The sequence below is a fragment of the Curtobacterium pusillum genome (assembly GCF_007673235.1).
GTDB classification, from domain to species: Bacteria; Actinomycetota; Actinomycetes; order Actinomycetales; family Microbacteriaceae; genus Curtobacterium; species Curtobacterium pusillum_C.
Genome location: NZ_VDZH01000003.1, coordinates 214,754 through 235,410, shown reverse-complemented (window position 1 = coordinate 235,410; position 20,657 = coordinate 214,754). Strand labels below are relative to the sequence as shown.

Sequence of the window (20,657 nt, the reverse complement as noted above, 5' to 3'; positions counted from 1 at the left end):
CAGGGAACGTGATGGAAACACGGGGGACACAAAAAATCCCTAGGGTCCTCGACTATCCGAACGAGAGGCTCATCCGTGGGTTCCATCACTCCGCCGGGGTCAGCGCTGCGGCGCGGGCTCCGCCGCGGGGCACCAGGCCGCAGCCGCCTGGTCCTCGCCGCAGTACTCTTCCTCGCTTTCCTCGCCACCTTCGCGGTCGACTGGGCAGTGTCGCCCTCGGCGCAGGGCGCGACGAGCCCGACCAGCACGAGCAGTCCGACCAGCACCAGCAGCGCGACCAGTACCGAGGCCCCGGCCAGCAACCAGCCCTGCACGGTCAGCCCGACCAACGGCTGCATCCAGGGCACGATCACCGACTCCGATCGGAAGTCGGTCGAGGGCGTCGCGGTCGACGTCACCGGGCCGGGCGGGTTCGCGCAGACCGCGACCACCTCGGACACCGGCCGGTGGTCCGTGAGCGTGACGACGGCGGGCAGCTACACCGTCGCCGTCGATCAGGACACGCTGCCGAAGGGGCAGTACCTGACGAACGCGGCGGACGCGAAGCGCACCGTCACCGCGAGCCTGAACGCGAACGTCGGGCAGATCTTCCAGCTCTCCGACCAGCAGGGCGTGGTCACGAACGACGACGCCACGAGCGTCACCCCGCAGCGGGCGTGGCAGCAGTTCGCGTCCGGCATCCGGCTCGGGCTCCTCATCGCCCTGGCGTCGGTGGGGCTCTCGCTCATCTACGGCACCACGGGGCTGTCGAGCTTCTCGCACGGTGAGCAGGTGACCCTCGGCGGCCTCCTCGCCTACCTGTTCGCGAACCAGCTCGGGTGGAACATCTGGCTCACCGGCATCGTCGTCACGCTGCTGTGCGCGGCGACCGGGTACCTGCAGGACGCCGCGATCTGGCGGCCCCTGCGGCGGAGGCGGATCAGCCTCACCCAGCTCATGATCGTGACGATCGGGCTCTCGATCGCCGCGCAGTACGCGTTCCAGTACTTCTTCGGCGCCTCGACGGTCCGCATCCAGCAGGGCAACCCGGAGACCATCCGGTTCGCCGGGGTCACGCTGACGGTGCAGTCGTACGTGGCGATGGCGATCGCGCTCGTGGTGCTCGTCGCCACCGGCCTGTTCCTGGCGAAGACCCGGTTCGGCCGGGCGACCCGGGCGGTGTCGGACAACCCGGCACTGGCCAGTGCGTCCGGGATCGACGTCGACCGGGTGATCCGGTTCGTGTGGACGCTCGCCGCCGGCCTCGCGGGGCTGTCGGGCGTGATGCTCGGCCTCGTGCTCAACGGCGTCAACTGGCAGACCGGTCTCCAGCTGCTCCTGCTCATGTTCGCCTCGGTCACCCTCGGCGGTCTGGGAACCGCCTACGGTGCGCTCGTCGGGTCGATGATCATCGGCATCGTCGTGGAGCTGACGAACCTGGTGCTCCCCGGTGACTTCAAGTACGCCACCGCCCTCGTCATCCTCATCCTCATCCTGCTGTTCCGGCCGCAGGGCATCTTCGGCCGTGCCGAGCGGATCGGCTAAGGAGCGCCGCCATGGACTACATCCTCAACCTGCTGTCCTCGCTCACACAGGAGGCACTCGCCCCCACGACGGCGGCGTTCGCGCTCGCCGCGATCGGCCTGAACGTCCACTTCGGACTCACCGGTCTCATCAACATGGGACAGGCCGCGTTCCTGCTCCTCGGTGCGTACGGCTTCGCCATCTCGATCACCAACGGCCTGCCGTTCGTGATGGCGGTCCTGGTCGCCCTGCTCGTGGCCATCGTGTTCGCGATCATCCTCGGCATCCCGACCCTGCGGCTCCGCGGCGACTACCTGGCGATCGTGACGATCTCCGGCGCCGAGATCATCCGCATGGTGGGACGTTCGAGCCTGCTCACCACGACGACCGGCGGCTCGAACGGCATCACCGGGTCGAGCTACCGCGACCCGTTCAACGCCCTCAGCCCACTGCCCGACGGCACCACCACGATCCTGTGGTTCACGTACTCGAACAACGGCGTCAACGGCTGGTGGATCCGCATCGCGGCATGGGGCCTCGTCGCCCTGTTCACCCTCGTGCTCTTCCTGCTCATGCGCAGCCCCTGGGGCCGGGTCCTGAAGGCGATCCGCGAGGACGAGGACGCCGTCCGCTCCCTCGGCAAGAACGTCTACTCGTACAAGATGCAGGCGCTCGTCTTCGGCGGCGCGCTCGGAGCCCTGGCCGGCATCATCTACGTCCTGCCGAGTTCGGTGCAGCCGGACGCGATGGGTCGCTCGATGACGTTCTTCATCTGGACCGCGCTCATCCTCGGCGGTGCTGCGACGGTGTTCGGTCCGGTGCTCGGCGCCGTGCTGTTCTTCGTGGTCCGGCTCTTCATCCGCACCCTGGCGGGCGACTTCATCCCCGACTCGATCATGAACGCGCAGCAGGCTGAGCAGTTCTCCTACGTGCTCGTCGGCGTCGCGCTGATGCTGTTGATCGTGTTCCGTCCACAGGGTCTCCTCGGCAACAAGAAGGAGCTGACGTTCAGTGTCTGAGTCGTACGCCCACAGCAAGACCGACCCCATCCTCACCGTCGACACGGTCACCCGGCGCTTCGGCGGCATGACCGCGGTGGACGTCGACCACCTCGAGGTCCAGCGCGGGTCGATCACCGCCCTCATCGGTCCGAACGGCGCCGGCAAGACGACGTTCTTCAACCTGCTCACCGGGTTCGACAAGCCGAGCCCCGGCGCCGTCACCCGCTTCGACGGGGCGACCCTGCAGAAGACGAGCGCGACGCACATCGCCAACCGCGGCATGGTCCGCACGTTCCAGCTCACCAAGGCGCTGAGTCGGCTCACGGTGATGCAGAACATGCTCCTCGGGGCGCGGGACCAGCCGGGCGAGAACTTCTTCGCCGCTCTGATCCCCGCGGTCTGGCGGCCGCGGGAGCGCGCGATCACGGCGAAGGCCGAGGAACTCCTCGCCCGGTTCAAGCTCGACACCAAGGCGGACGACTACGCGGGCTCGCTGAGCGGCGGGCAGCGGAAGCTCCTCGAGATGGCCCGGGCGCTGATGTCCGACCCGACGATGATCATGCTCGACGAGCCGATGGCCGGCGTGAACCCCGCGCTGACGCAGTCGCTCCTCGGCCACATCCAGTCCCTCCGCGACGACGGCATGACCGTGCTGTTCGTCGAGCACGACATGCACATGGTCCGGCACATCTCGGACTGGGTGGTCGTGATGGCAGAGGGCAAGGTCGTCGCCGAGGGGCCGGCCGACACCGTGATGGACGACAAGGCCGTCATCGACGCGTACCTCGGCGCCCACCACGACACCGACCTGGGCGACGACTCGCTCCTCACCGAGGAGACCTACGAGGAACTCGCCGAGGAAGTAGCGGAAGAAGACGAGCAGGAGGCGACCCGATGACCGACGCAACGGACCCCACGAACGCGAGCAGTGCCTCCAGTCCGGAAGCGACGCACGCGACGCAAGCCGGCACGGCCACGCTGGAACGCGAGCCGGTGCTCAGCGCCAAGAACCTCGTCGCGGGGTACCTGCCGGGGGTGAACATCCTGAACGGCTGCGACCTCGACTGCTACCCGGGCGAGCTCATCGGCATCATCGGCCCGAACGGCGCCGGCAAGTCGACGCTCCTCAAGGCGTTGTTCGGCCTCGTGTCCATCCGCGAGGGCTCCGTCACGCTGCAGGGCGAGGACATCACCAACCTCAAGGCGAACAAGCTCGTGCAGGCCGGCGTCGGCTTCGTCCCGCAGACGAACAACGTCTTCCCCTCGCTGTCGATCGAGGAGAACCTGCAGATGGGCCTGTACCTGCGGCCCCGGAAGTTCGCCGAGCGCCTCGAGGTCATCTACGACCTGTTCCCCGTCCTCGGTCAGCGCAAGGGCCAGCGTGCCGGATCGCTGTCCGGTGGCGAGCGGCAGTCCATGGCGATGGCGCGGGCGCTGATGATGGACCCGAAGGTGCTGCTGCTCGACGAACCCTCCGCCGGGTTGTCGCCCGTCCGCCAGGACGAGACGTTCATCCGCACACGCCGGATCAACAAGGCCGGTGTGTCGATCGTCATGGTGGAGCAGAACGCGCGACGCTGTCTGCAGATCTGCGATCGTGGGTACGTGCTCGACCAGGGGAAGAACGCGTACTCGGGCACCGGGAAGGAGCTCGCCGACGATCCGAAGGTCATCGAGCTGTACCTGGGGACGCTCGCCAAGGACGTCGACTCCGCTCGCTGAGCGAGCGGTGTCGACCGCGGGTGTCGCTGTGGGGGCGGCATCCGCACCGAGGAGGGTCGTGCGAAGTCGCTGATGCGCCGCACGGCCCTCCTCTCACACACCCGGCCTGGAGGTGCGGCTCGCCCCCGCCGGGTCGGTATCGTTCCGCACGTGCGTACCCCCGGCCCCCTCGTGCTCGACGCCCTCGTCTGGCTCGTGTTCGCCGCGCTCTTCGTCGGGGCGGCGCTGCTCGTGAAGGTGGCGGCGGCGCTCCTCGGGGTCCTGGTCGTGCTGGCGCTCCTGCTCGGGTTCGTCCTGCGTGCGCTCCGCAAGCGCCGCGCCCGCCCGCGCCGCCCGCGCTGAGGCTCGCACGGTGCGAGCCCGGCGCCCGCCCGTGTCACCCGGGGGACACGACCGCTAGGCTTGCCGGGTGAGTGAAGTCGAGATCGGTGCAGGCAAGCGCGGACGTCGGGCGTACGCATTCGACGACATCGCGGTGGTCCCCTCGCGTCGGACGCGTGACCCGCGCGACGTGAACGTGCAGTGGTCGATCGACGCGTTCACGTTCGAGTCGCCGATCCTCTCGGCCCCGATGGACTCCGTCGCCTCGCCGGCCACGGTCATCCAGATGGGCAAGCTCGGCATGCTCGGCGTGCTGGACCTCGAGGGGCTCTGGACCCGCTACGAGGACCCGACGCCCTACTTCGACGAGATCAAGACGCTCACCGACGGCAACGTCACGAAGCGCATGCAGGAGATCTACTCCGAGCCGGTCAAGGCCGAGCTGATCACCGCGCGTCTCGCCGAGATCCGCGCCGCGGGCGTCCCGGTCGCCGGGTCGCTCAGCCCGCAGCGCACGCAGGAGTTCTCGAAGACCGTCGTCGACGCCGGCGTGGACCTGTTCGTGATCCGCGGCACCACGGTCTCGGCCGAGCACGTCTCGCAGAACACCGAGCCCCTCAACCTCAAGAAGTTCATCTACGAACTCGACGTCCCGGTCATCGTGGGCGGTGCCTCCACGTACACGGCAGCGCTGCACCTCATGCGCACCGGTGCCGCGGGCGTGCTCGTCGGGTTCGGCGGCGGCGCAGCCTCGACGACCCGTGCCGCGCTCGGCATCCACGCCCCGATGGCCACGGCCGTCGCGGACATCGCCGGCGCTCGCCGTGACTACATGGACGAGTCCGGCGGCCGGTACGTGCACGTCATCGCCGACGGTGGGCTCGACACCGCCGGTGACGTCGTGAAGGCGATCGCGATGGGTGCCGACGCCGTGATGCTCGGCACCGCCCTGGCCCGTGCGACCGAGGCTCCCGGCGGTGGGTTCCACTGGGGTGCCGAGGCGCACCACCCGGAGCTGCCCCGCGGCCGCCGGGTCGAGGTCGGCACGATCGCTCCGCTGGAGAACGTCCTGAACGGCCCGACCCCGACGTGGGACGGCCGCGCGAACATCATCGGTGCACTGCGCCGGTCGATGGCGACGACCGGATACTCCGACGTCAAGGAGTTCCAGCGAGTAGAAGTGGTCGTGGCGCCGTACCACCAGCAGTGATGGTGGCACCCGCACTCCAGCACGGGTGACGCCACGGCGCCGAGCGCGACACCGCGACACGGAGGCGACGATGGCGAAGTCCAGCAGCAGCGCAATGAGGCCGGCCCGGGCCGAGAACGCGGCCCCGGGGGTCGGGTTCGACCCGTCGGCGAAGCTCGGCCCGGACGAACGCGCGGCCGCGATCGAGACGATGAAGACCCGGGAGCTCGACGTCCTGGTCGTCGGCGGCGGGATCGTCGGCGCTGGGAGTGCGCTCGACGCCGTGACCCGTGGCCTGAACGTGGGCATCGTCGAGGCCCGCGACTGGGGTTCGGGGACGTCGAGTCGCTCGTCGAAGCTCGTCCACGGCGGCATCCGGTACCTCGAGCAGCTCAACTTCGCGCTCGTCCGCGAGGCCCTGATCGAACGCGGCCTCCTGCTGCAGCGGATCGCCCCGCACCTGGTGAAGCCCGTGCGCTTCCTCTACCCGCTCAACCACCGCGTGTGGGAGCGGTTCTACATCGGCATCGGCATGGCGATGTACGACGTGTTCAGCTGGTCCGGCGGTCGTCCGCCCGGCGTCCCGCACCACCGGCACCTCAGCCGTGGGCAGGTCCTCAAGAACATGCCGGGGCTCAAGAAGGACGCCTTCGTCGGCGGCATGACCTACTACGACGCCCAGGTGGACGACGCCCGGTACGTCGCCTCGCTCGTGCGCACCGCGGCGTCCTACGGCGCCCACGCCGCGAGCCGCATCCGCATCGAGGGCTTCATCAAGGTCGGGGAGCGCGTCGTCGGGGCCGAGGCGCACGACATCCAGACCGGTGAGAAGTTCGAGATCCGCGCGAAGCAGGTCGTCAACGCGACGGGTGTCTGGACCGACGACACCCAGGCGATGATCGGCACCCGCGGACAGTTCAAGGTGCGGGCCTCCAAGGGCGTGCACCTCGTCATCCCGCGGGACCGCTTCCAGTCGAACACGGGCATGATCCTCCGCACCGAGAAGAGCGTGCTGTTCGTGATCCCGTGGGGTCGGCACTGGCTCGTCGGGACGACGGACACCGACTGGTACCTCGACAAGGCGCACCCAGCGGCGACCGCGGCGGACATCGACTACATCCTCGAGCACGTGAACAAGGTGCTCGCGGTCCCGCTCACCCGCGAGGACGTCGAGGGCGTCTACGCCGGACTCCGGCCGTTGCTCGCCGGGGAGTCCGACCAGACGTCGAAGCTCAGCCGCGAGCACGTCGTCGCCCACACGGTCCCCGGGCTGGTGGTCGTCGCCGGCGGCAAGTGGACGACGTACCGCGTGATGGGCAAGGACGCCATCGACGAGGCCGTCGCCGCGATGGACGGGAAGATCCCGGGGTCGACGACCGAGGACATCCCCCTCCTCGGCGCCGAGGGGTACCCCGCCGCGTGGAACCGCCGTGGCCGCACGGCGCGGAGCTTCGGTGTGCACAAGGTCCGCATCGAGCACCTGCTGAACCGGTACGGCACGCTCGCGACCGAGGTCCTCCGGCTCGTGAAGGAGGACCCGTCGCTCGCCGAGCCGCTGCCCGGGGCCGACGACTACATCGGTGCCGAGGTCGTCTACGCGGCCTCGCACGAGGGTGCCCTGCACCTGGAGGACGTCCTCGCCCGCCGCACCCGCATCTCGATCGAGGCCTGGGACCGCGGTGAGTCCGCCGCCCCCGTCGCCGCGAAGCTCATGGCGGACGTGCTCGGCTGGGACCAGGAGACCACCGAGCACGAGGTGTCGAACTACCTGAAGCGCGTCGCCGCCGAGCGGGAGTCGCAGCTGCAGCCCGACGACGAGTCGGCGGACCGCGTCCGTCTCGAGGCGCCGGACATCGCGTTCGGCTTCGACGAGGACGACGTCGTGGTCGGCGGTGGGCGCTCGAGCGGCGCGGAGGGCGCGAAGGCGTCCGACGAAGCCGTGGTCGGCGAGAAGACGACGGAACCCGAGTAGACCCAGCCACAGCCCGACGCGACCCGCGTCGGGAACACGGGTCGCGCCTCCAGGCTGTCGACGGTCTGGAGGCGCGACCCGCCCCCGTCAGGCGACCAGCGTCCCCGACGTGGCCAGGCGCGCACGGCGTCGCTCACCCACCACGAGGACGACCGGGATCGCGACGAGCGCGATCACGCTGGTGACGTACAGGACGCCGGCCCAGATGGTGTGGTCCTCGCCGCCGATGCCGTACCCGTCGGCGACGTCCATGCCGAGCTGGAACCCCGCGGCGAACGCGGGAACCGCTCCGGCGGCCACGATGCCGAGGAACCAGGCGGCCACGAAGTGCGCTTCGACGCGCTTCCACAGCGTCACGACGGTGACCACGACGGCCAGGCCGACCCCGATGGCCGCGATGACCAGGACACCCACAATGTCGGAGCGCACGTCGAACCCCTGCCCGTCGAGGTGCGCGTAGATCGTCGCGAGCGGTGTCCCCGGCACTGCGGCGAGCGGATCGAGCACGAGTTCCTGCACCGCGAGCAGTGCGGCGTAGGCGATGACCGCCGTGACCCCGACCCCGGCGACGACGATGCGTGTTCTCGCTGTGCTGTTCCCCATGCGCGGACCCTAGCGGAGCGAGCCGGAACGCTGCCATGATCTGTACCGTCCAGTCGGTACTGCACGCACCCCTCACGACCTCCGCAGGAGCACCATGACGACCACCGCCACCCAGCCCGTCACCGTCGACGTCGGAGCCCTCGCTCCCGACGACGTGGTCGCCGTCGCCCGGCACGGCGCACGCGTCGAGCTCGCACCCACCGCGCTCGCCGCGATGGCCGAGAGCCGCGCCGTCATCGAGGCCCTCGCGGACGACACCGTCCCCCACTACGGCGTCTCGACGGGCTTCGGCGCCCTGGCCACGAAGCAGATCCCGTTCGACCGTCGCGCGCAGCTGCAGGCCTCCCTCGTCCGCAGCCATGCGGCGTCGAGCGGCCCCGCCGTCGAGGACGAGGTCGTCCGCGCGCTCCTGCTCCTCCGACTGTCGACGCTCGCCACCGGTCGCACGGGCGTCCGTCCCGAGGTCGCGCAGACGTACGCCGACCTCCTCAACGCCGGGATCACGCCCGTCATCGGCGAGTACGGCAGCCTGGGTTGCTCCGGCGACCTCGCACCGTTGGCGCACTGCGCCCTCGCCGCGATGGGGGAGGGCGACGTGCGGGTCCAGGGTGTCCCGATGCCGGCCGCCGAGGCGCTCGCCGCGGCGGGCATCGAGCCGCTCGTGCTCCGCGAGAAGGAGGGCCTGGCGCTCATCAACGGCACCGACGGCATGCTCGGGATGCTCGTCCTGGCGCTCGACGACCTCGGAGCCCTGCTCAGCACCGCGGACCTCGCGGCTGCGATGAGCGTCGAGGGCCTGGCCGGCACGGACACCGTCTTCGCCGCCGACCTGCAGGCGCTCCGCCCGCACCCGGGCCAGGCCCGCTCGGCCGCGAACATGCGCGCCGCACTCGACGGCTCGCCGGTGATCGCCGCGCACCGCTCCACGGGCTTCACCCGGGTCCAGGACGCCTACTCGCTGCGCTGCGCCCCGCAGGTGCACGGTGCCGCGCGGGACACCGTCGACCACGCGGCACTCGTCGCCTCCCGCGAGCTGGCGTCCGCGGTCGACAACCCGGTGGTCACGCTCGACGGTCGGGTGGAGTCCAACGGGAACTTCCACGGCGCGCCGGTCGGGTACGTGCTCGACTTCCTCGCGATCGCCGTGGCGGACGTCGCGAGCATGTCCGAACGCCGGACCGACCGGTTCCTCGACGCGACCCGGAACGGCGGACTCCCGCCCTTCCTGGCGAACGACCCGGGCGTCGACTCCGGGCACATGATCGCGCAGTACACCCAGGCCGGGATCGTCTCCGAGCTGAAGCGTCTGGCCGTGCCCGCGTCGGTGGACTCGATCCCCACCTCGGCGATGCAGGAGGACCACGTGTCGATGGGCTGGGGCGCGGCACGCAAGCTCCGCCGGGCGATCGACGGGCTCACCCGCGTGCTCGCGATCGAGGTCCTGACGGCGGCGCGGGCGGCCGACATGCGCGGCGTCGCGACGGCCGCGCTCACCGGGGACGTGCGTGCCGTGCTCCGGGAACGGGTCGCGGGACCCGGGGACGACCGCTGGCTCGCCCCGGAGATCGCCGCCGCCGTGGAGCTCGTCGCGGACCGGTCGCTGCTCGCGGCGGCGCGGGGTGGTGGATCCGACTTCGCCTGACGGAATGGCCGGACCTCCGTGGTGGTTATCATCGGGGTACTCGAAAAGGGAGCCATCATGGTCGACGTCCATCGCGTCAAACTCCCCGGAGTCGGCGTGCTGCACAGCTTCTACACCGACGACGGTGGCAAGTGCGGTGTCATCACGCACCGGTCGGGCCACTCCGACCTCATCTCCTTCGCGGACGTCTCGGACGGCGCGGACAAGTCGGAGAAGGTGTCGCTGCGCCTCAGTGAGGACGAAGCACACACCCTCGCCGAACTGCTCGGCGGCACCCGGATCACCGAGGGCCTCGACAAGCTCGACGAGATCCCGGGCCTGTCGATCGACTGGTTCTCGGTCGACTACGACGACGCGATCGCCGGCAAGCCCCTCGGCGACCTGCACGACTCCGGCTTCATCGGACTGACCGTCGTGGCCGTCGTCCGCGGCGACAGCGCCAACCCGGCGCCCTCCTCGGACTTCGTCGTCTTCCCCGGTGACACGATCGTCGTCGCCGGGTCCCCCGAGAAGGTCGCCAAGGCCTTCTCCTTCTACCGCAGCGGAGAGCTTGCGGCCGCATCGGCCGAGGCCCCGCGGAAGAGCTAGCGCATGCACCTGGGTGGTGAGCTGCTCACCATCGGTGTGCTCTTCGTCATCGCCTACGTGCTGGGGCGACTCGGCAAGGTGATCGGGCTGCCGGCGATCCCGATCTACATGATCGTCGGGCTCATCGCGAGTCCGCACACGCCGTGGATCGGGCTGAACGTCGAGTCGCACACGATCGAGCTGATCGCGACCTTCGGCCTCATCCTGCTGCTGTTCAACCTCGGGTTGGAGTTCGACCAGGAGGAGTTCTACGGCAACGCCGGCAAACTCCTGGTCTCCGGCGGCACGTACGTGGCCATCAACATGGGCGTCGGGTTCGCCTTCGGGTTCTCGCTCGGTTGGGGCACCCGCGAGGCCCTGATCATCGCGGGCATGACGGCGACGTCGTCGAGCGCGATCGTCACGAAGCTCCTCATCGAGCTGCGGCGCCTGGCCAACGACGAGACGCCGATGATCCTCGGTGTCACGGTCATCGAGGACGTCTTCATCGCCATCTACCTGGCGATCGTCTCGGTGGTGCTCTCCGGCGACACGAACGCGTGGGCGGTGGTCGGCAAGCTCGCGCTCGCGTTCGGCTTCCTGATCGTGATGTTCACGCTCGCCCGGTTCGCCGGCAAGTGGGTGTCGAAGATCTTCGCGACGCGTGACGACGAACTGTTCACGGTGCTGTTCTTCGGTCTCGCGGTGATGTTCGGCGGCATCGGTGACCTGCTCGGTGTGACCGATGCGATCGGCGCGTTCGTGATCGGTCTGCTCTGCGGGGCGACCCGCTACCGGGACCGCATCGAGCAGCTCGCACTCCCGATGCGCGACGTGTTCGCGGCGTTCTTCTTCGTGAACTTCGGCCTCGGGCTCGACCTGTCCACCTTCGGCGAGGTGCTCTGGCCCGTCCTCGGCGCGATCGGCATGACGGTGGTGCTCAACGCGGTCGCCGGACAGCTCGTCGCGCGGATGAACGGCTTCAACGTCCAGCAGGGCATCAACACCGCCGTGATCCTGGTGAACCGTGGCGAGTTCGCGCTCATCCTCGCGACGCTCTCGGCTGCCGCCGGCCTGGAGGCACGGATCACCGCGTTCGCGGGCCTCTACGTCCTCGTCATGGCCATCCTCGGACCCCTCCTCGCCGTGAACTCGGACCGGATCGGCCGCCTCGTGGTGCGACCCGCCCGCCTCGCGCGGCTGCGCACGCGCCTCGGCGGTCGCCGGGCCGTCGCGGCTGCCGCCGCGGCCGAGGCAGCGGAGGCCGAGGCCGAGTCCGACGCCGCGGACGCCGCTGCGCGCCGTGCGGAGCGGGACCGCCAGTTCGCGGAGGAGTTCGCCCTGGTGGAGGCGGCTGGCAGGGAAGAGCGGGAGAATGAGCCCTCGGAGGCGGCGTCCGAGCCCCTTCCTGCCGAGCGCCCCGAACGCCCGGTCCGTCAGCGCGATCCGGAGTACTGATACGAATGTGGGCCGTAGCCCGACGACCGAGGTGGATCGCGCTGCTCTTGCTGGCGCTCGTGCTGGCGGCGGTGTTCGCCGGGCTGGGCAAGTGGCAGCTCGAGCGGAGCATCGCGAACGGCAAGCCACTGCCGGCGACCACCGAGACGCGGAAGTCCCTCGACGCCGTGACCCGGCCGATGCAGCCCGCGACCGAGACGATGGCCGGGCAGAAGGTCACCGTCACCGGCACGTTCGTCGCCGGTGACACGACCGTCCTGACCGGCCGCAGCGGGGGTGGGACGTACCAGACCGTGGGACACCTGGTCGATGCCGGAAGTGGGGCGAGCCTCCCGGTCGTCATCGGGTGGTCCGACCAGCGCTCGGCCGCCGTCGCCGGGGGTGACCGTCTGACGGACGGCGCGCGCCTGACGATCGAGGGCCGCTACTACCCGGCCGAGTCGCCCGACCAGGACACCTACGACAAGGGCGAGTACTCGGCGGTCGCTCCGGCCCGGTTCGTGAACACGTGGAAGCACTTCGACGACGAGATGTACCTCGGGTACGTCGTCGCCGACGGCACCACCGCGAAGGCTGCCGACCTCGGCGCCATCGCCGACCGTGCCCCGACGCGGGAGGTCCAGTTCGACTGGCTGAACCTCTTCTACGCCGTCGAGTGGGTCGTCTTCGCCGGGTTCGCCGTGTTCCTCTGGTACCGCTTCGTGAAGGACGCCTGGGAGCGCGAGGAAGAGGACCGGCGTGAGGCCGCTCTCAGCGTCGACGGGGCCCTCGCCGACCGACGGTAGGATGGCCGATATGGCTCTGACCGTCCGTACCCGTGACATCCCGAAGATCCCGGGCGCGGTGAAGTGGTACCGCGTCTCGGCGTACATCACCGGTGTGCTGCTGCTCGCCCTGGTGGTCGAGATGGTCATCAAGTACACGCCGCTGCACCTCGAGATGCAGCTCGGCGGCGGCGCGTTCTTCGTGCCGGAGGGCACGGCGGGCAAGGAGCCCGGCACCTTCAACCTGTCGATCGGCATCCTGATCGCCCACGGCTGGCTGTACGTGCTCTACCTCTTCACCGACTTCCGTCTGTGGAGCATCATGCGCTGGAAGCCGATCCGCTTCCTGCTCATCGCCCTCGGGGGCATCATCCCGTTCATGTCGTTCGTGGTCGAGCACCGCATGCAGAAGATCGCCATGGACACCTACCACGAGCTGACCGCTGCCCAGCAGCGTGAGAAGGAGGCCGCTCGGTGAGCGAGACCGAACAGCGTCCCGTCCTCGTCGTCGACTTCGGAGCCCAGTACGCGCAGCTCATCGCGCGACGGGTCCGTGAGGCGAACGTCTACAGCGAGATCGTCCCGCACTCGATCACGGCGGACGAGGTCCGTGCGAAGGACCCGGCGGCCATCGTGCTGTCCGGTGGTCCGTCGTCCGTGTACGAGGCTGGCGCACCGTCGCTCGACGGCGACATCCTCGACCTCGGCGTCCCCGTGCTGGGCATCTGCTACGGCTTCCAGGCCATGGCGACCGCCCTCGGCGGCGAGGTCGCGCAGACCGGCCAGCGTGAGTACGGCGCGACCGACGTCACCGTGACGGGCACCGACAGCGTGCTCCTCGGCGCGCAGCCGGAGTCGCAGGTGACCTGGATGTCCCACGGCGACTCCGTGGCGAAGGCGCCGGAGGGCTTCGAGGTCCTCGCGTCGAGCGCCTCGACCCCCGTCGCCGCGTTCGCGTCCGACGAGCGCAAGCTCTACGGCGTGCAGTGGCACCCCGAGGTCAAGCACTCCGTGTACGGCCAGGCCGTGCTCGAGAACTTCCTGCACCGTGCCGCCGGGCTCCCCGGTGACTGGAACTCGGCGAACGTCATCGAGGAGCAGGTCGCCCGGATCCAGGCCCAGGTCGGATCCAGCCGCGTGATCGCCGGTCTCTCGGGTGGTGTCGACTCCGCCGTCGCCGCGGCGATCGTGCACAAGGCCGTCGGTGACCAGCTCACGTGCGTCTTCGTCGACCACGGGCTCCTCCGCGCCGACGAGCGCAAGCAGGTGGAAGAGGACTACGTCGCCTCCACCGGTGTGCGCCTCATCACGATCGACGCCGAGCAGCAGTTCCTCGACGCCCTCGCCGGCGTGAGCGACCCGGAGCAGAAGCGCAAGATCATCGGGCGCGAGTTCATCCGCACCTTCGAGGCCGCGGCCGAGGCGCTCGTGCTCGAGGCCCGCGGTGACGACGCTGCCGGCGAGGTCAAGTTCCTCGTGCAGGGCACGCTCTACCCCGACGTCGTCGAGTCCGGCGGTGGTTCCGGCACGGCGAACATCAAGTCGCACCACAACGTCGGCGGCCTCCCGGACGACATGACGTTCGAGCTGGTCGAGCCGCTCCGCACCCTGTTCAAGGACGAGGTCCGCGCGGTCGGTCGCGAGCTCGGGCTGCCCGAGGTCATCGTCGGCCGCCAGCCGTTCCCCGGACCGGGGCTCGGCATCCGCATCGTCGGCGAGGTCACGAAGGACCGCCTCGAGCTGCTCCGTGCTGCAGACAAGATCGCGCGCGAGGAACTCACCGCGGCCAGTCTCGACCAGGAGATCTGGCAGTGCCCGGTCGTCCTGCTCGCCGACGTCCGTTCCGTGGGCGTCCAGGGCGACGGCCGCACCTACGGCCATCCGATCGTGCTCCGTCCGGTCTCCTCGGAGGACGCGATGACCGCCGACTGGACCCGTCTGCCGTACGACACCCTCGCGAAGATCTCGAACCGCATCACGAACGAGGTGCCCGACGTCAACCGGGTCGTGCTCGACGTCACGTCGAAGCCGCCGGGGACGATCGAGTGGGAGTAGTCCTCCCGCGCTGAAGGGGCCCGGCACGCGTCACGCGTGCCGGGCCCCTTCGCGTCCCCTGGCCCCTTCGCGTCCCCTGGCCCCTTCGCGTGTCGCCGAGGTCGCACGAACTGCCGCTCCCGCTCGTGTGCGGCGTCAGTTCTCGCGACCTCGGCGACACACGCGCGGCGTGTTGTGCGACCTCGGCGGCTCGGGGCGGCTCGGACAGGGCCGCGCGGGACGGGAGGGCCCCCGCCCGGGAACGACGAAGGGCCCCGGCGTGTTCGCCGGGGCCCTCCTGGTCGGATCTAGTTGCGCTGACTGCTCGCGATGATGGCGAGGATGCGCAGGATCTCGAGGTACAGCCACACGAGGGTGACGATGAGACCGAACGCCGCCGTCCACGCGTAGATCTTCGGGGCGCCGCGCTGGACACCGGTCTTGATCTGGTCGAAATCGAGGATCAGCGAGTACGCGGCCATCAGGACCACGAAGATGCCGATGACGACGCCGAGCGGGATGCCGAAGATCGTCGTGCCCATGAGCCCGAACGCCGTGCTCGTCACGCCGGTCCACATCAGGACGAGGTTCACGAGCGAGAACGCCATGTACCCGACCATCGCGATGAGGAAGAAGCGGGTCAGCTTCGGCGTCGCGCGGACCTTGCCCGAGAGGAACAGCAGCAGCGTGACCGCGAACACCCCGAGGGTGCCGAAGACCGCCTGCGCGACGATGCCGTCGGCCTGCGGGAACGCCGTCTGGAAGTAGTTCGAGATACCGCCTACGAACAGACCCTCGAAGAACGCGTACGTCAGGACCAGGCCCGGCGACGGCTTCTTCTTGAAGGTGTTGACGAGCGCCAGGACGAAACCGACGATCGCGCCGACGATCCAGACCATCGGCGGCAGGTTCCAGCCGGCGACCGCGCCGACAATCAGTACGCCGAACGCCAGGAGCGTCTTGACGATGGTGTCCTCGTACGACATGCGGTCCGTGTCGACCGTGCTGGCCGCCGGACGGTCGTACATGTACTGCAGCTGCTCGGGCGTCATGCCGCCCTGCGCCTGCTGCGGGGTCTGTCCCCAGCCGGCCTGCTGCTGACCAGCGCCACGCCCACCCCAGGTGTTGGGCCCCTGGTTGTTGAAGGCGGGGGACTGGTCGAAACCGGGCTTGAAGGCCATGGTGTCCTCTTCCTTGGAGATTCGAGTCCTCTCAGCCTAGGGGCGCTCGGTCGCGGAAGGCTGAGGATTCGCGGCGAGCGGAAGCGGCCCCGGAGGGCCTCGACCCCCGCAGCCTATGGGGGGCCGCTGCGCGCGCGCCCCGAAGTCGTCGAGAACCAGCCGACCACCGGGCGGGACGTGCTGGGGCGGGGTGATCCGTGCCTCCAGGCCGCACCGCTGGGTAGACCCACGTGACCAGCGCGACCGAGATGAGCATGAGGAGCAGCCAGGCCACGATCTTCGTGGGCGCGACCGGGTGCCAGGCCGCCGCCTGCGCGGGGTAGGACCACGCACCGGCCCAGGTGGCGACGTTCTCGGCGAGCCAGATGAACAGCGCGACGAGCCCCATCGCGACGAGCACCGGCATCCGAAGCACCGTCCGGTGGACCCGCGCGTGCATGGTCGTGCGGGCGAACAGGAGCACCACGAGTGCGAGCAGCACGTACCGGGCGTCCCACACGAAGTGGTGGCCGAAGAAGTTCGCGTAGACCAGGGCCGCGACGACCGCGAGGACCCACTGCCTCGGGTACCGGTCGAACCGCAGGTCGAACAACCGGTACACACGCACCAGGTACGACCCGACCGCGCCGTACATGAACCCGGAGAACAGCGGGACGCCGAGCACCACCAGGACACCGGACTGCTCGTAGACCCACGAGCCCATGTGGGTCTTGAAGACCTCCATCACGGTGCCGACGACGTGGAAGAGCAGGACGACGCGGAGCTCCCGGAACGTCTCGAGCCCGAACACGAGCATCCCGACCTGCAGCAGGACGGCGGCGATCGTGGTCACGTCGTTCCGGAGGTCGACCGGGACGGTCAGGTGCACGATCGCCATCGTCGCGAGCAACAGCGCGCCGAACGTGCACGCCCAGGCCTGCTTCGCGCCGAACACCAGGAACTCGGTGACGGCGATCCGGAGGGGCCGGTGCGGCTGGTGTCCGGCGTCGAGCACCCGGCGTGCGGCGCGGTCGATGCGGTGCTCCACAGCCGTGGACAGGGATCGGACGGTCATGGGGCGAGCGTCCGTCCCGGAGCTGGGAACGGCGGGCTGTGCGCCGCCGGATGTGCCGCGCGACACACGCCAGGCCGCGGACACCGCTGCCCAGTAGGGTCTGGCCATGACCCTGGTGATCGCCCACCGTGGCGCGTCCGGCTACCGTCCCGAGCACTCGCGGAGCGCGTACGAGCTCGCGATCGAACTCGGCGCCGACGCGATCGAACCGGACCTCGTGCCCACGAAGGACGGCGTGCTGGTGCTCCGGCACGAGAACGAGGTCTCCGGCACGACCGACGTCGCGGACCACCCGGAGTTCCGGCACCTGCGGACGACGAAGACCGTCGACGGGCAGACGCTGACCGGGTGGTTCACCGAGGACTTCACGTGGGCCGAGCTGCAGGCGCTCCGCACCCGGGAGCGCCTGCCCGCGCTGCGTCCGGGTTCGGCCGAGCACGACGGCGAGGAACCGATCCTGCGCCTCGAAGACCTGCTCGCCATCCTCGACGCGGCCCCGCGACCGGTCGGGCTCGTCGCCGAGGTCAAGCACGCCGACTCCTTCCACCGCGCCGGGTTCCCGATGGACGAGCTGCTCGACCGCGTCCTCGGCGACACCGGGTGGCGCGGGGACGAGCGGCTCACGGTCGAGTGCTTCGAGAAGGGCGTGCTCCGGGACCTCCGCGCACGTGGGACGGGCGGTCGGCTCGTGTACCTCCAGGAGGCACGTGGCAGCGCCCCGGACGAGGTCGCGTCCCACGGGTCGCTGGCTCCCACGTACGCCGCGGAGCGGTCCGAGGACTCGCTCGCCTCGCTCGCGACCGAGTTCCACGGGATCAGCCTCGCGGTCGCCACGGTGATGGCGGGCACGGACAGCGTGGCACTCGACGACCCGACGCCGGTGCGGAGTGCGATCGTGGACCGTGCGCACGAGGCCGGGCTCGCCGTGTACACGTGGACGCTCCGCCCGGAGAACCGGTTCCTGCCGGCGCCGCTCCGACGCGGGGGCGAGGTCGCGGCGTTCGGCGACTGGGAGCGGTGGTTCACCTCGGTCATCCGGACCGGACTCGACGGCGTCTTCGCGGACCACACCGACCTGGCGGTGCTCGCCCGCTCGGCTGTCGGGGGTCGCGCCTAGACTGTCCCGGACATGACGATCGTGCTCGACCCCTTCGATTCGACGCCCGAGCCGGGCGCCGGCGCCCGCGCGTACGAGGACCCGTTCACCGCGGGTCTGAACCCCCAGCAGAAGGAAGCCGTCGAGTACCGCGGCGAGTCCCTGCTGATCGTGGCCGGCGCCGGCTCCGGCAAGACGAGCGTGCTCACCCGGCGCATCGCGCTGCTGCTCGCCAACCGTGAAGCCTGGCCGTCGCAGATCCTGGCGATCACCTTCACGAACAAGGCCGCGGCCGAGATGCGCGAACGCGTGCGTGCGCTGGTCGGGCAGGAGTCCGACGGCATGTGGATCTCCACGTTCCACTCGGCGTGCGTCCGGATCCTGCGGCGGGAAGCCGAGCGCTTCGGGTTCCCGCAGTCGTTCACGATCTACGACTCCGCCGACTCCAAGGCCCTGCTCAAGCGGATCATCAAGGAGCTCGAGGCGGACTCGCTCGGGTTGACCGTCGGTGCGGCGGCGTCGAAGATCTCGAAGCTCAAGAACGAGCTGCAGGACATCGACTCCTACGCCAGGAACATCAACGCGAACGACCCGCAAGAGGTCATGTTCACCGAGGTGTTCCGCCGGTACACGAACGAGCTGCGCCGGGCGAACGCCTTCGACTTCGACGACCTCATCGGCCAGACGGTGTTCCTGTTCCGTGCCTTCCCGGACGTCGCAGCGCTCTACCAGCGCCGGTTCCGGTACATCCTGGTCGACGAGTACCAGGACACCAACCACGCGCAGTACTCCCTGATCCGCGAGCTCACCCGGCCCGTCCCCGTCGACCAGGTCGACAAGCTCGAGGACTCCGGCCAGCACGTCGCCCGCATGCGCGAAGCCGACGGGTCCATCGCCCCGGCGTCCCTGACGGTCGTCGGCGACTCCGACCAGTCGATCTACGCGTTCCGTGGGGCCGACATCCGCAACATCGTCGAGTTCGAGCGGGACTTCCCGAACTCGAAGGTGATCCTGCTCGAGCAGAACTACCGGTCGACGCAGAACATCCTCGACGCCGCGAACGCCGTGATCGCGAACAACTTCGACCGCCAGGCGAAGAACCTGTTCACCGACGTCGGCGCCGGCGACAAGATCGTAGGGTTCACCGGCTACACCGGCCACGACGAGGCGCAGTTCGTCGCCGACGAGATCCAGCGCCTGCACGAGGACGGCACCGACTACCGCGACGTGGCGGTGTTCTACCGGACGAACTCGCAGACCCGTGCGCTGGAGGAGATCTTCATCCGCGCGGCGATCCCGTACCGGGTGCTCGGCGGCACGAAGTTCTACGAGCGTGCGGAGATCAAGGACGCCATGGCGTACCTGATCACCGTCGCCAACCCCGCCGACCCGTTGGCGCTCCGCCGGATCCTCAACGTGCCGAAGCGCGGCATCGGTGCGGTCACCGAGACCACCCTGCAGCGCTACGCCGACGAGCACGAGACGACCATGCGGGACGCCCTGCGCCACGCGGACGAACTCGGGTTCGGGCCGAAGGTGCGGAACGCGATCACGGCGTTCGCAGCGCTCCTCGACGAGGTCTCCGCGAAGGCGCAGACCCAGCCCGTCGTCGACACCCTCACCGAGCTGCTCGACGGCTCCGGCCTGCTCGAGAACCTGCGGAAGTCGCCGGACGCGCAGGACGCCGCACGCGCCGACAACATCGACGAGCTCGTCGCGGTGACGCGGGAGTTCCAGAAGAACAACCCCGAGGGCACGCTGTCCGACTTCCTGACCGAGGTCTCGCTCGTCGCCGCGGCGGACGAGCTCGACGACTCCTCGGGCACGGTGTCGCTCATGACGCTGCACACGGCGAAGGGCCTCGAGTACGACGCGGTGTTCCTCACGGGGGTCGAGGAGGACCTGCTGCCGCACCGGATGTCGGCGAACGAGCCGGGTGGCCCGTCCGAGGAACGCCGGCTCTTCTACGTGGGCATCACCCGCGCCAAGAAGTCGCTGTTCCTGTCGCTGGCGATGACCCGCGCGCAGTTCGGCGACGTCAACGTGGCGATGCCCTCCCGCTTCCTGCAGGAGATCCCCGAGGGGCTCATCGAGTGGAAGCAGTCGCCGGGCATGGCGAACAGCCGGGGCGGCACGCAGCCGCGCGCGCTCAACGCCAAGCGCGAGGGCGGGTTCAGCGGCGGTGGCGGCGGAGGCGGCTACCGCGGTGGCGGCGGCTGGGGTGGTGGCTCGTACGACCGGGCGGCCGCGGCGGCGAAGACCCGTCCGAAGACCGAGTGGGCGAACCGGGTGTCCGGGCAGGTCCGCGACAACGGCGACATGGAGCTGGTGGCGGGCGACCGCATCAAGCACGTCGACTTCGGCGAGGGCACGGTCTCGGCGGTGACCGGGCAGGGCGCGAAGCGCATCGCGGAGATCGCGTTCGACACCGCGGGCCGCAAGAAGCTCCTCATCAAGATCGCGCCGATCGACAAGCTCTAGCCGATCGGCTGAGCGTCCGTTCATCCCGCGGGTTCCCCGGCGGGATGCCGTCGGCGTGCCCGCAGCCCG

General features: G+C 69.8%; 18 protein-coding genes. 15 read left to right on the top strand and 3 right to left on the bottom strand.

The window, feature by feature from the left end; translation table 11 throughout:
* Positions 1-75: 75 nt before the first annotated feature.
* The 7 genes from FS532_RS09495 to FS532_RS09465 all read left to right on the top strand — a co-directional run bounded on the left by FS532_RS09495 (position 76) and on the right by FS532_RS09465 (position 7,708).
* Positions 76-1,524 carry a branched-chain amino acid ABC transporter permease gene (locus FS532_RS09495; RefSeq protein WP_260852630.1) on the top strand — a complete coding sequence of 483 codons (1,449 nt, stop codon included), beginning with the start codon at positions 76-78 and terminating at the stop codon, positions 1,522-1,524.
* Between the two features lie 11 nt (positions 1,525-1,535).
* Positions 1,536-2,522: a branched-chain amino acid ABC transporter permease gene (locus FS532_RS09490; RefSeq protein ID WP_144753222.1), complete on the top strand. Its 987-nt coding sequence runs from the start codon at positions 1,536-1,538 to the stop codon at positions 2,520-2,522.
* Positions 2,515-3,402, top strand: coding sequence for an ABC transporter ATP-binding protein (locus FS532_RS09485; protein WP_144753220.1), 888 nt, complete (start codon positions 2,515-2,517; stop codon positions 3,400-3,402). Before FS532_RS09490 ends, FS532_RS09485 begins: the two co-directional genes overlap by 8 nt.
* Positions 3,399-4,226: an ABC transporter ATP-binding protein gene (locus FS532_RS09480; RefSeq protein WP_144753217.1), complete on the top strand. Its 828-nt coding sequence runs from the start codon at positions 3,399-3,401 to the stop codon at positions 4,224-4,226. The genes FS532_RS09485 and FS532_RS09480 overlap by 4 nt, the downstream gene beginning before the upstream one ends.
* Positions 4,227-4,376: 150 nt before the next feature.
* Positions 4,377-4,568, top strand: a complete 192-nt coding sequence (locus FS532_RS09475; RefSeq protein ID WP_144753214.1) for a hypothetical protein — start codon at positions 4,377-4,379, stop codon at positions 4,566-4,568.
* A 67-nt stretch (positions 4,569-4,635) separates the two neighbouring features.
* Positions 4,636-5,757, top strand: coding sequence for a GuaB3 family IMP dehydrogenase-related protein (locus tag FS532_RS09470; RefSeq protein ID WP_144753211.1), 1,122 nt, complete (start codon positions 4,636-4,638; stop codon positions 5,755-5,757).
* Between the two features lie 94 nt (positions 5,758-5,851).
* The gene (locus FS532_RS09465) at positions 5,852-7,708 is read left to right on the top strand and encodes a glycerol-3-phosphate dehydrogenase/oxidase (RefSeq protein WP_144754246.1); all 1,857 of its coding nucleotides are present in this window, start codon (positions 5,852-5,854) and stop codon (positions 7,706-7,708) included.
* Positions 7,709-7,795: 87 nt separating this feature from the next.
* Here the strand turns inward: FS532_RS09465 and FS532_RS09460 are convergent, their stop codons facing one another.
* A complete protein-coding gene (locus FS532_RS09460) occupies positions 7,796-8,311 on the bottom strand; it encodes a hypothetical protein (protein WP_144753208.1) in 516 nt (171 codons plus the stop codon).
* Between the two features lie 94 nt (positions 8,312-8,405).
* Here FS532_RS09460 and hutH point away from each other — a divergent pair, with 94 nt between their 5' ends.
* The 6 genes from hutH to guaA are packed head-to-tail and all read left to right on the top strand — an operon-like array spanning position 8,406 to position 14,797.
* Positions 8,406-9,953 (top strand): histidine ammonia-lyase, encoded by a 1,548-nt coding sequence (gene hutH / locus FS532_RS09455; protein ID WP_144753205.1) that lies wholly within the window; start codon positions 8,406-8,408, stop codon positions 9,951-9,953.
* Positions 9,954-10,010: 57 nt separating this feature from the next.
* The gene (locus tag FS532_RS09450) at positions 10,011-10,541 is read left to right on the top strand and encodes a cation:proton antiporter regulatory subunit (RefSeq protein ID WP_017885470.1); all 531 of its coding nucleotides are present in this window, start codon (positions 10,011-10,013) and stop codon (positions 10,539-10,541) included.
* A gap of 3 nt (positions 10,542-10,544) precedes the next feature.
* On the top strand, positions 10,545-11,978 hold the full coding sequence (locus tag FS532_RS09445; RefSeq protein ID WP_144753202.1) for a cation:proton antiporter: 1,434 nt from the start codon (positions 10,545-10,547) through the stop codon (positions 11,976-11,978).
* A gap of 47 nt (positions 11,979-12,025) precedes the next feature.
* Positions 12,026-12,763, top strand: coding sequence for an SURF1 family cytochrome oxidase biogenesis protein (locus FS532_RS09440; protein WP_186321975.1), 738 nt, complete (start codon positions 12,026-12,028; stop codon positions 12,761-12,763).
* 10 nt (positions 12,764-12,773) lie between these two features.
* A complete protein-coding gene (locus tag FS532_RS09435; protein WP_070417720.1) occupies positions 12,774-13,220 on the top strand; it encodes a DUF3817 domain-containing protein in 447 nt (148 codons plus the stop codon).
* Positions 13,217-14,797 (top strand): glutamine-hydrolyzing GMP synthase, encoded by a 1,581-nt coding sequence (gene guaA, locus FS532_RS09430; RefSeq protein ID WP_144753196.1) that lies wholly within the window; start codon positions 13,217-13,219, stop codon positions 14,795-14,797. The genes FS532_RS09435 and guaA overlap by 4 nt, the downstream gene beginning before the upstream one ends.
* A 287-nt stretch (positions 14,798-15,084) precedes the next feature.
* Here guaA and FS532_RS09425 read toward each other — a convergent pair whose 3' ends face one another.
* Both FS532_RS09425 and FS532_RS09420 read right to left on the bottom strand, forming a co-directional pair.
* Positions 15,085-15,957, bottom strand: coding sequence for a Bax inhibitor-1/YccA family protein (locus FS532_RS09425; RefSeq protein ID WP_144753193.1), 873 nt, complete (start codon positions 15,955-15,957; stop codon positions 15,085-15,087).
* A 31-nt stretch (positions 15,958-15,988) separates the two neighbouring features.
* Complete coding sequence (locus FS532_RS09420; protein ID WP_144753190.1) at positions 15,989-17,011, bottom strand: DUF817 domain-containing protein; 1,023 nt, start codon at positions 17,009-17,011, stop codon at positions 15,989-15,991.
* A gap of 106 nt (positions 17,012-17,117) precedes the next feature.
* Between FS532_RS09420 and FS532_RS09415 the strand changes: the two genes are divergently transcribed.
* Complete coding sequence (locus FS532_RS09415; protein ID WP_144753187.1) at positions 17,118-18,128, top strand: glycerophosphodiester phosphodiesterase family protein; 1,011 nt, start codon at positions 17,118-17,120, stop codon at positions 18,126-18,128.
* 12 nt (positions 18,129-18,140) lie between these two features.
* Positions 18,141-20,588, top strand: coding sequence for an ATP-dependent helicase (locus tag FS532_RS09410; protein WP_144753183.1), 2,448 nt, complete (start codon positions 18,141-18,143; stop codon positions 20,586-20,588).
* The last annotated feature ends 69 nt before the right edge of the window (positions 20,589-20,657 follow it).

What these genes read in the sequence shown, in the direction of transcription:
- FS532_RS09490 (WP_144753222.1), top strand. Translation starts at nt 1,536, where the DNA reads ATGGACTACATCCTCAACCTGCTGTCCTCGCTCACACAGGAGGCACTC.
- FS532_RS09480 (WP_144753217.1), top strand. Translation starts at nt 3,399, where the DNA reads ATGACCGACGCAACGGACCCCACGAACGCGAGCAGTGCCTCCAGTCCG.
- FS532_RS09465 (WP_144754246.1), top strand. Translation starts at nt 5,852, where the DNA reads ATGAGGCCGGCCCGGGCCGAGAACGCGGCCCCGGGGGTCGGGTTCGAC.
- FS532_RS09460 (WP_144753208.1), bottom strand. Translation starts at nt 8,311, where the DNA reads ATGGGGAACAGCACAGCGAGAACACGCATCGTCGTCGCCGGGGTCGGG.
- hutH (WP_144753205.1), top strand. Translation starts at nt 8,406, where the DNA reads ATGACGACCACCGCCACCCAGCCCGTCACCGTCGACGTCGGAGCCCTC.
- FS532_RS09450 (WP_017885470.1), top strand. Translation starts at nt 10,011, where the DNA reads ATGGTCGACGTCCATCGCGTCAAACTCCCCGGAGTCGGCGTGCTGCAC.
- FS532_RS09445 (WP_144753202.1), top strand. Translation starts at nt 10,545, where the DNA reads ATGCACCTGGGTGGTGAGCTGCTCACCATCGGTGTGCTCTTCGTCATC.
- FS532_RS09435 (WP_070417720.1), top strand. Translation starts at nt 12,774, where the DNA reads ATGGCTCTGACCGTCCGTACCCGTGACATCCCGAAGATCCCGGGCGCG.
- FS532_RS09425 (WP_144753193.1), bottom strand. Translation starts at nt 15,957, where the DNA reads ATGGCCTTCAAGCCCGGTTTCGACCAGTCCCCCGCCTTCAACAACCAG.
- FS532_RS09420 (WP_144753190.1), bottom strand. Translation starts at nt 17,011, where the DNA reads ATGACCGTCCGATCCCTGTCCACGGCTGTGGAGCACCGCATCGACCGC.
- FS532_RS09415 (WP_144753187.1), top strand. Translation starts at nt 17,118, where the DNA reads ATGACCCTGGTGATCGCCCACCGTGGCGCGTCCGGCTACCGTCCCGAG.
- FS532_RS09410 (WP_144753183.1), top strand. Translation starts at nt 18,141, where the DNA reads ATGACGATCGTGCTCGACCCCTTCGATTCGACGCCCGAGCCGGGCGCC.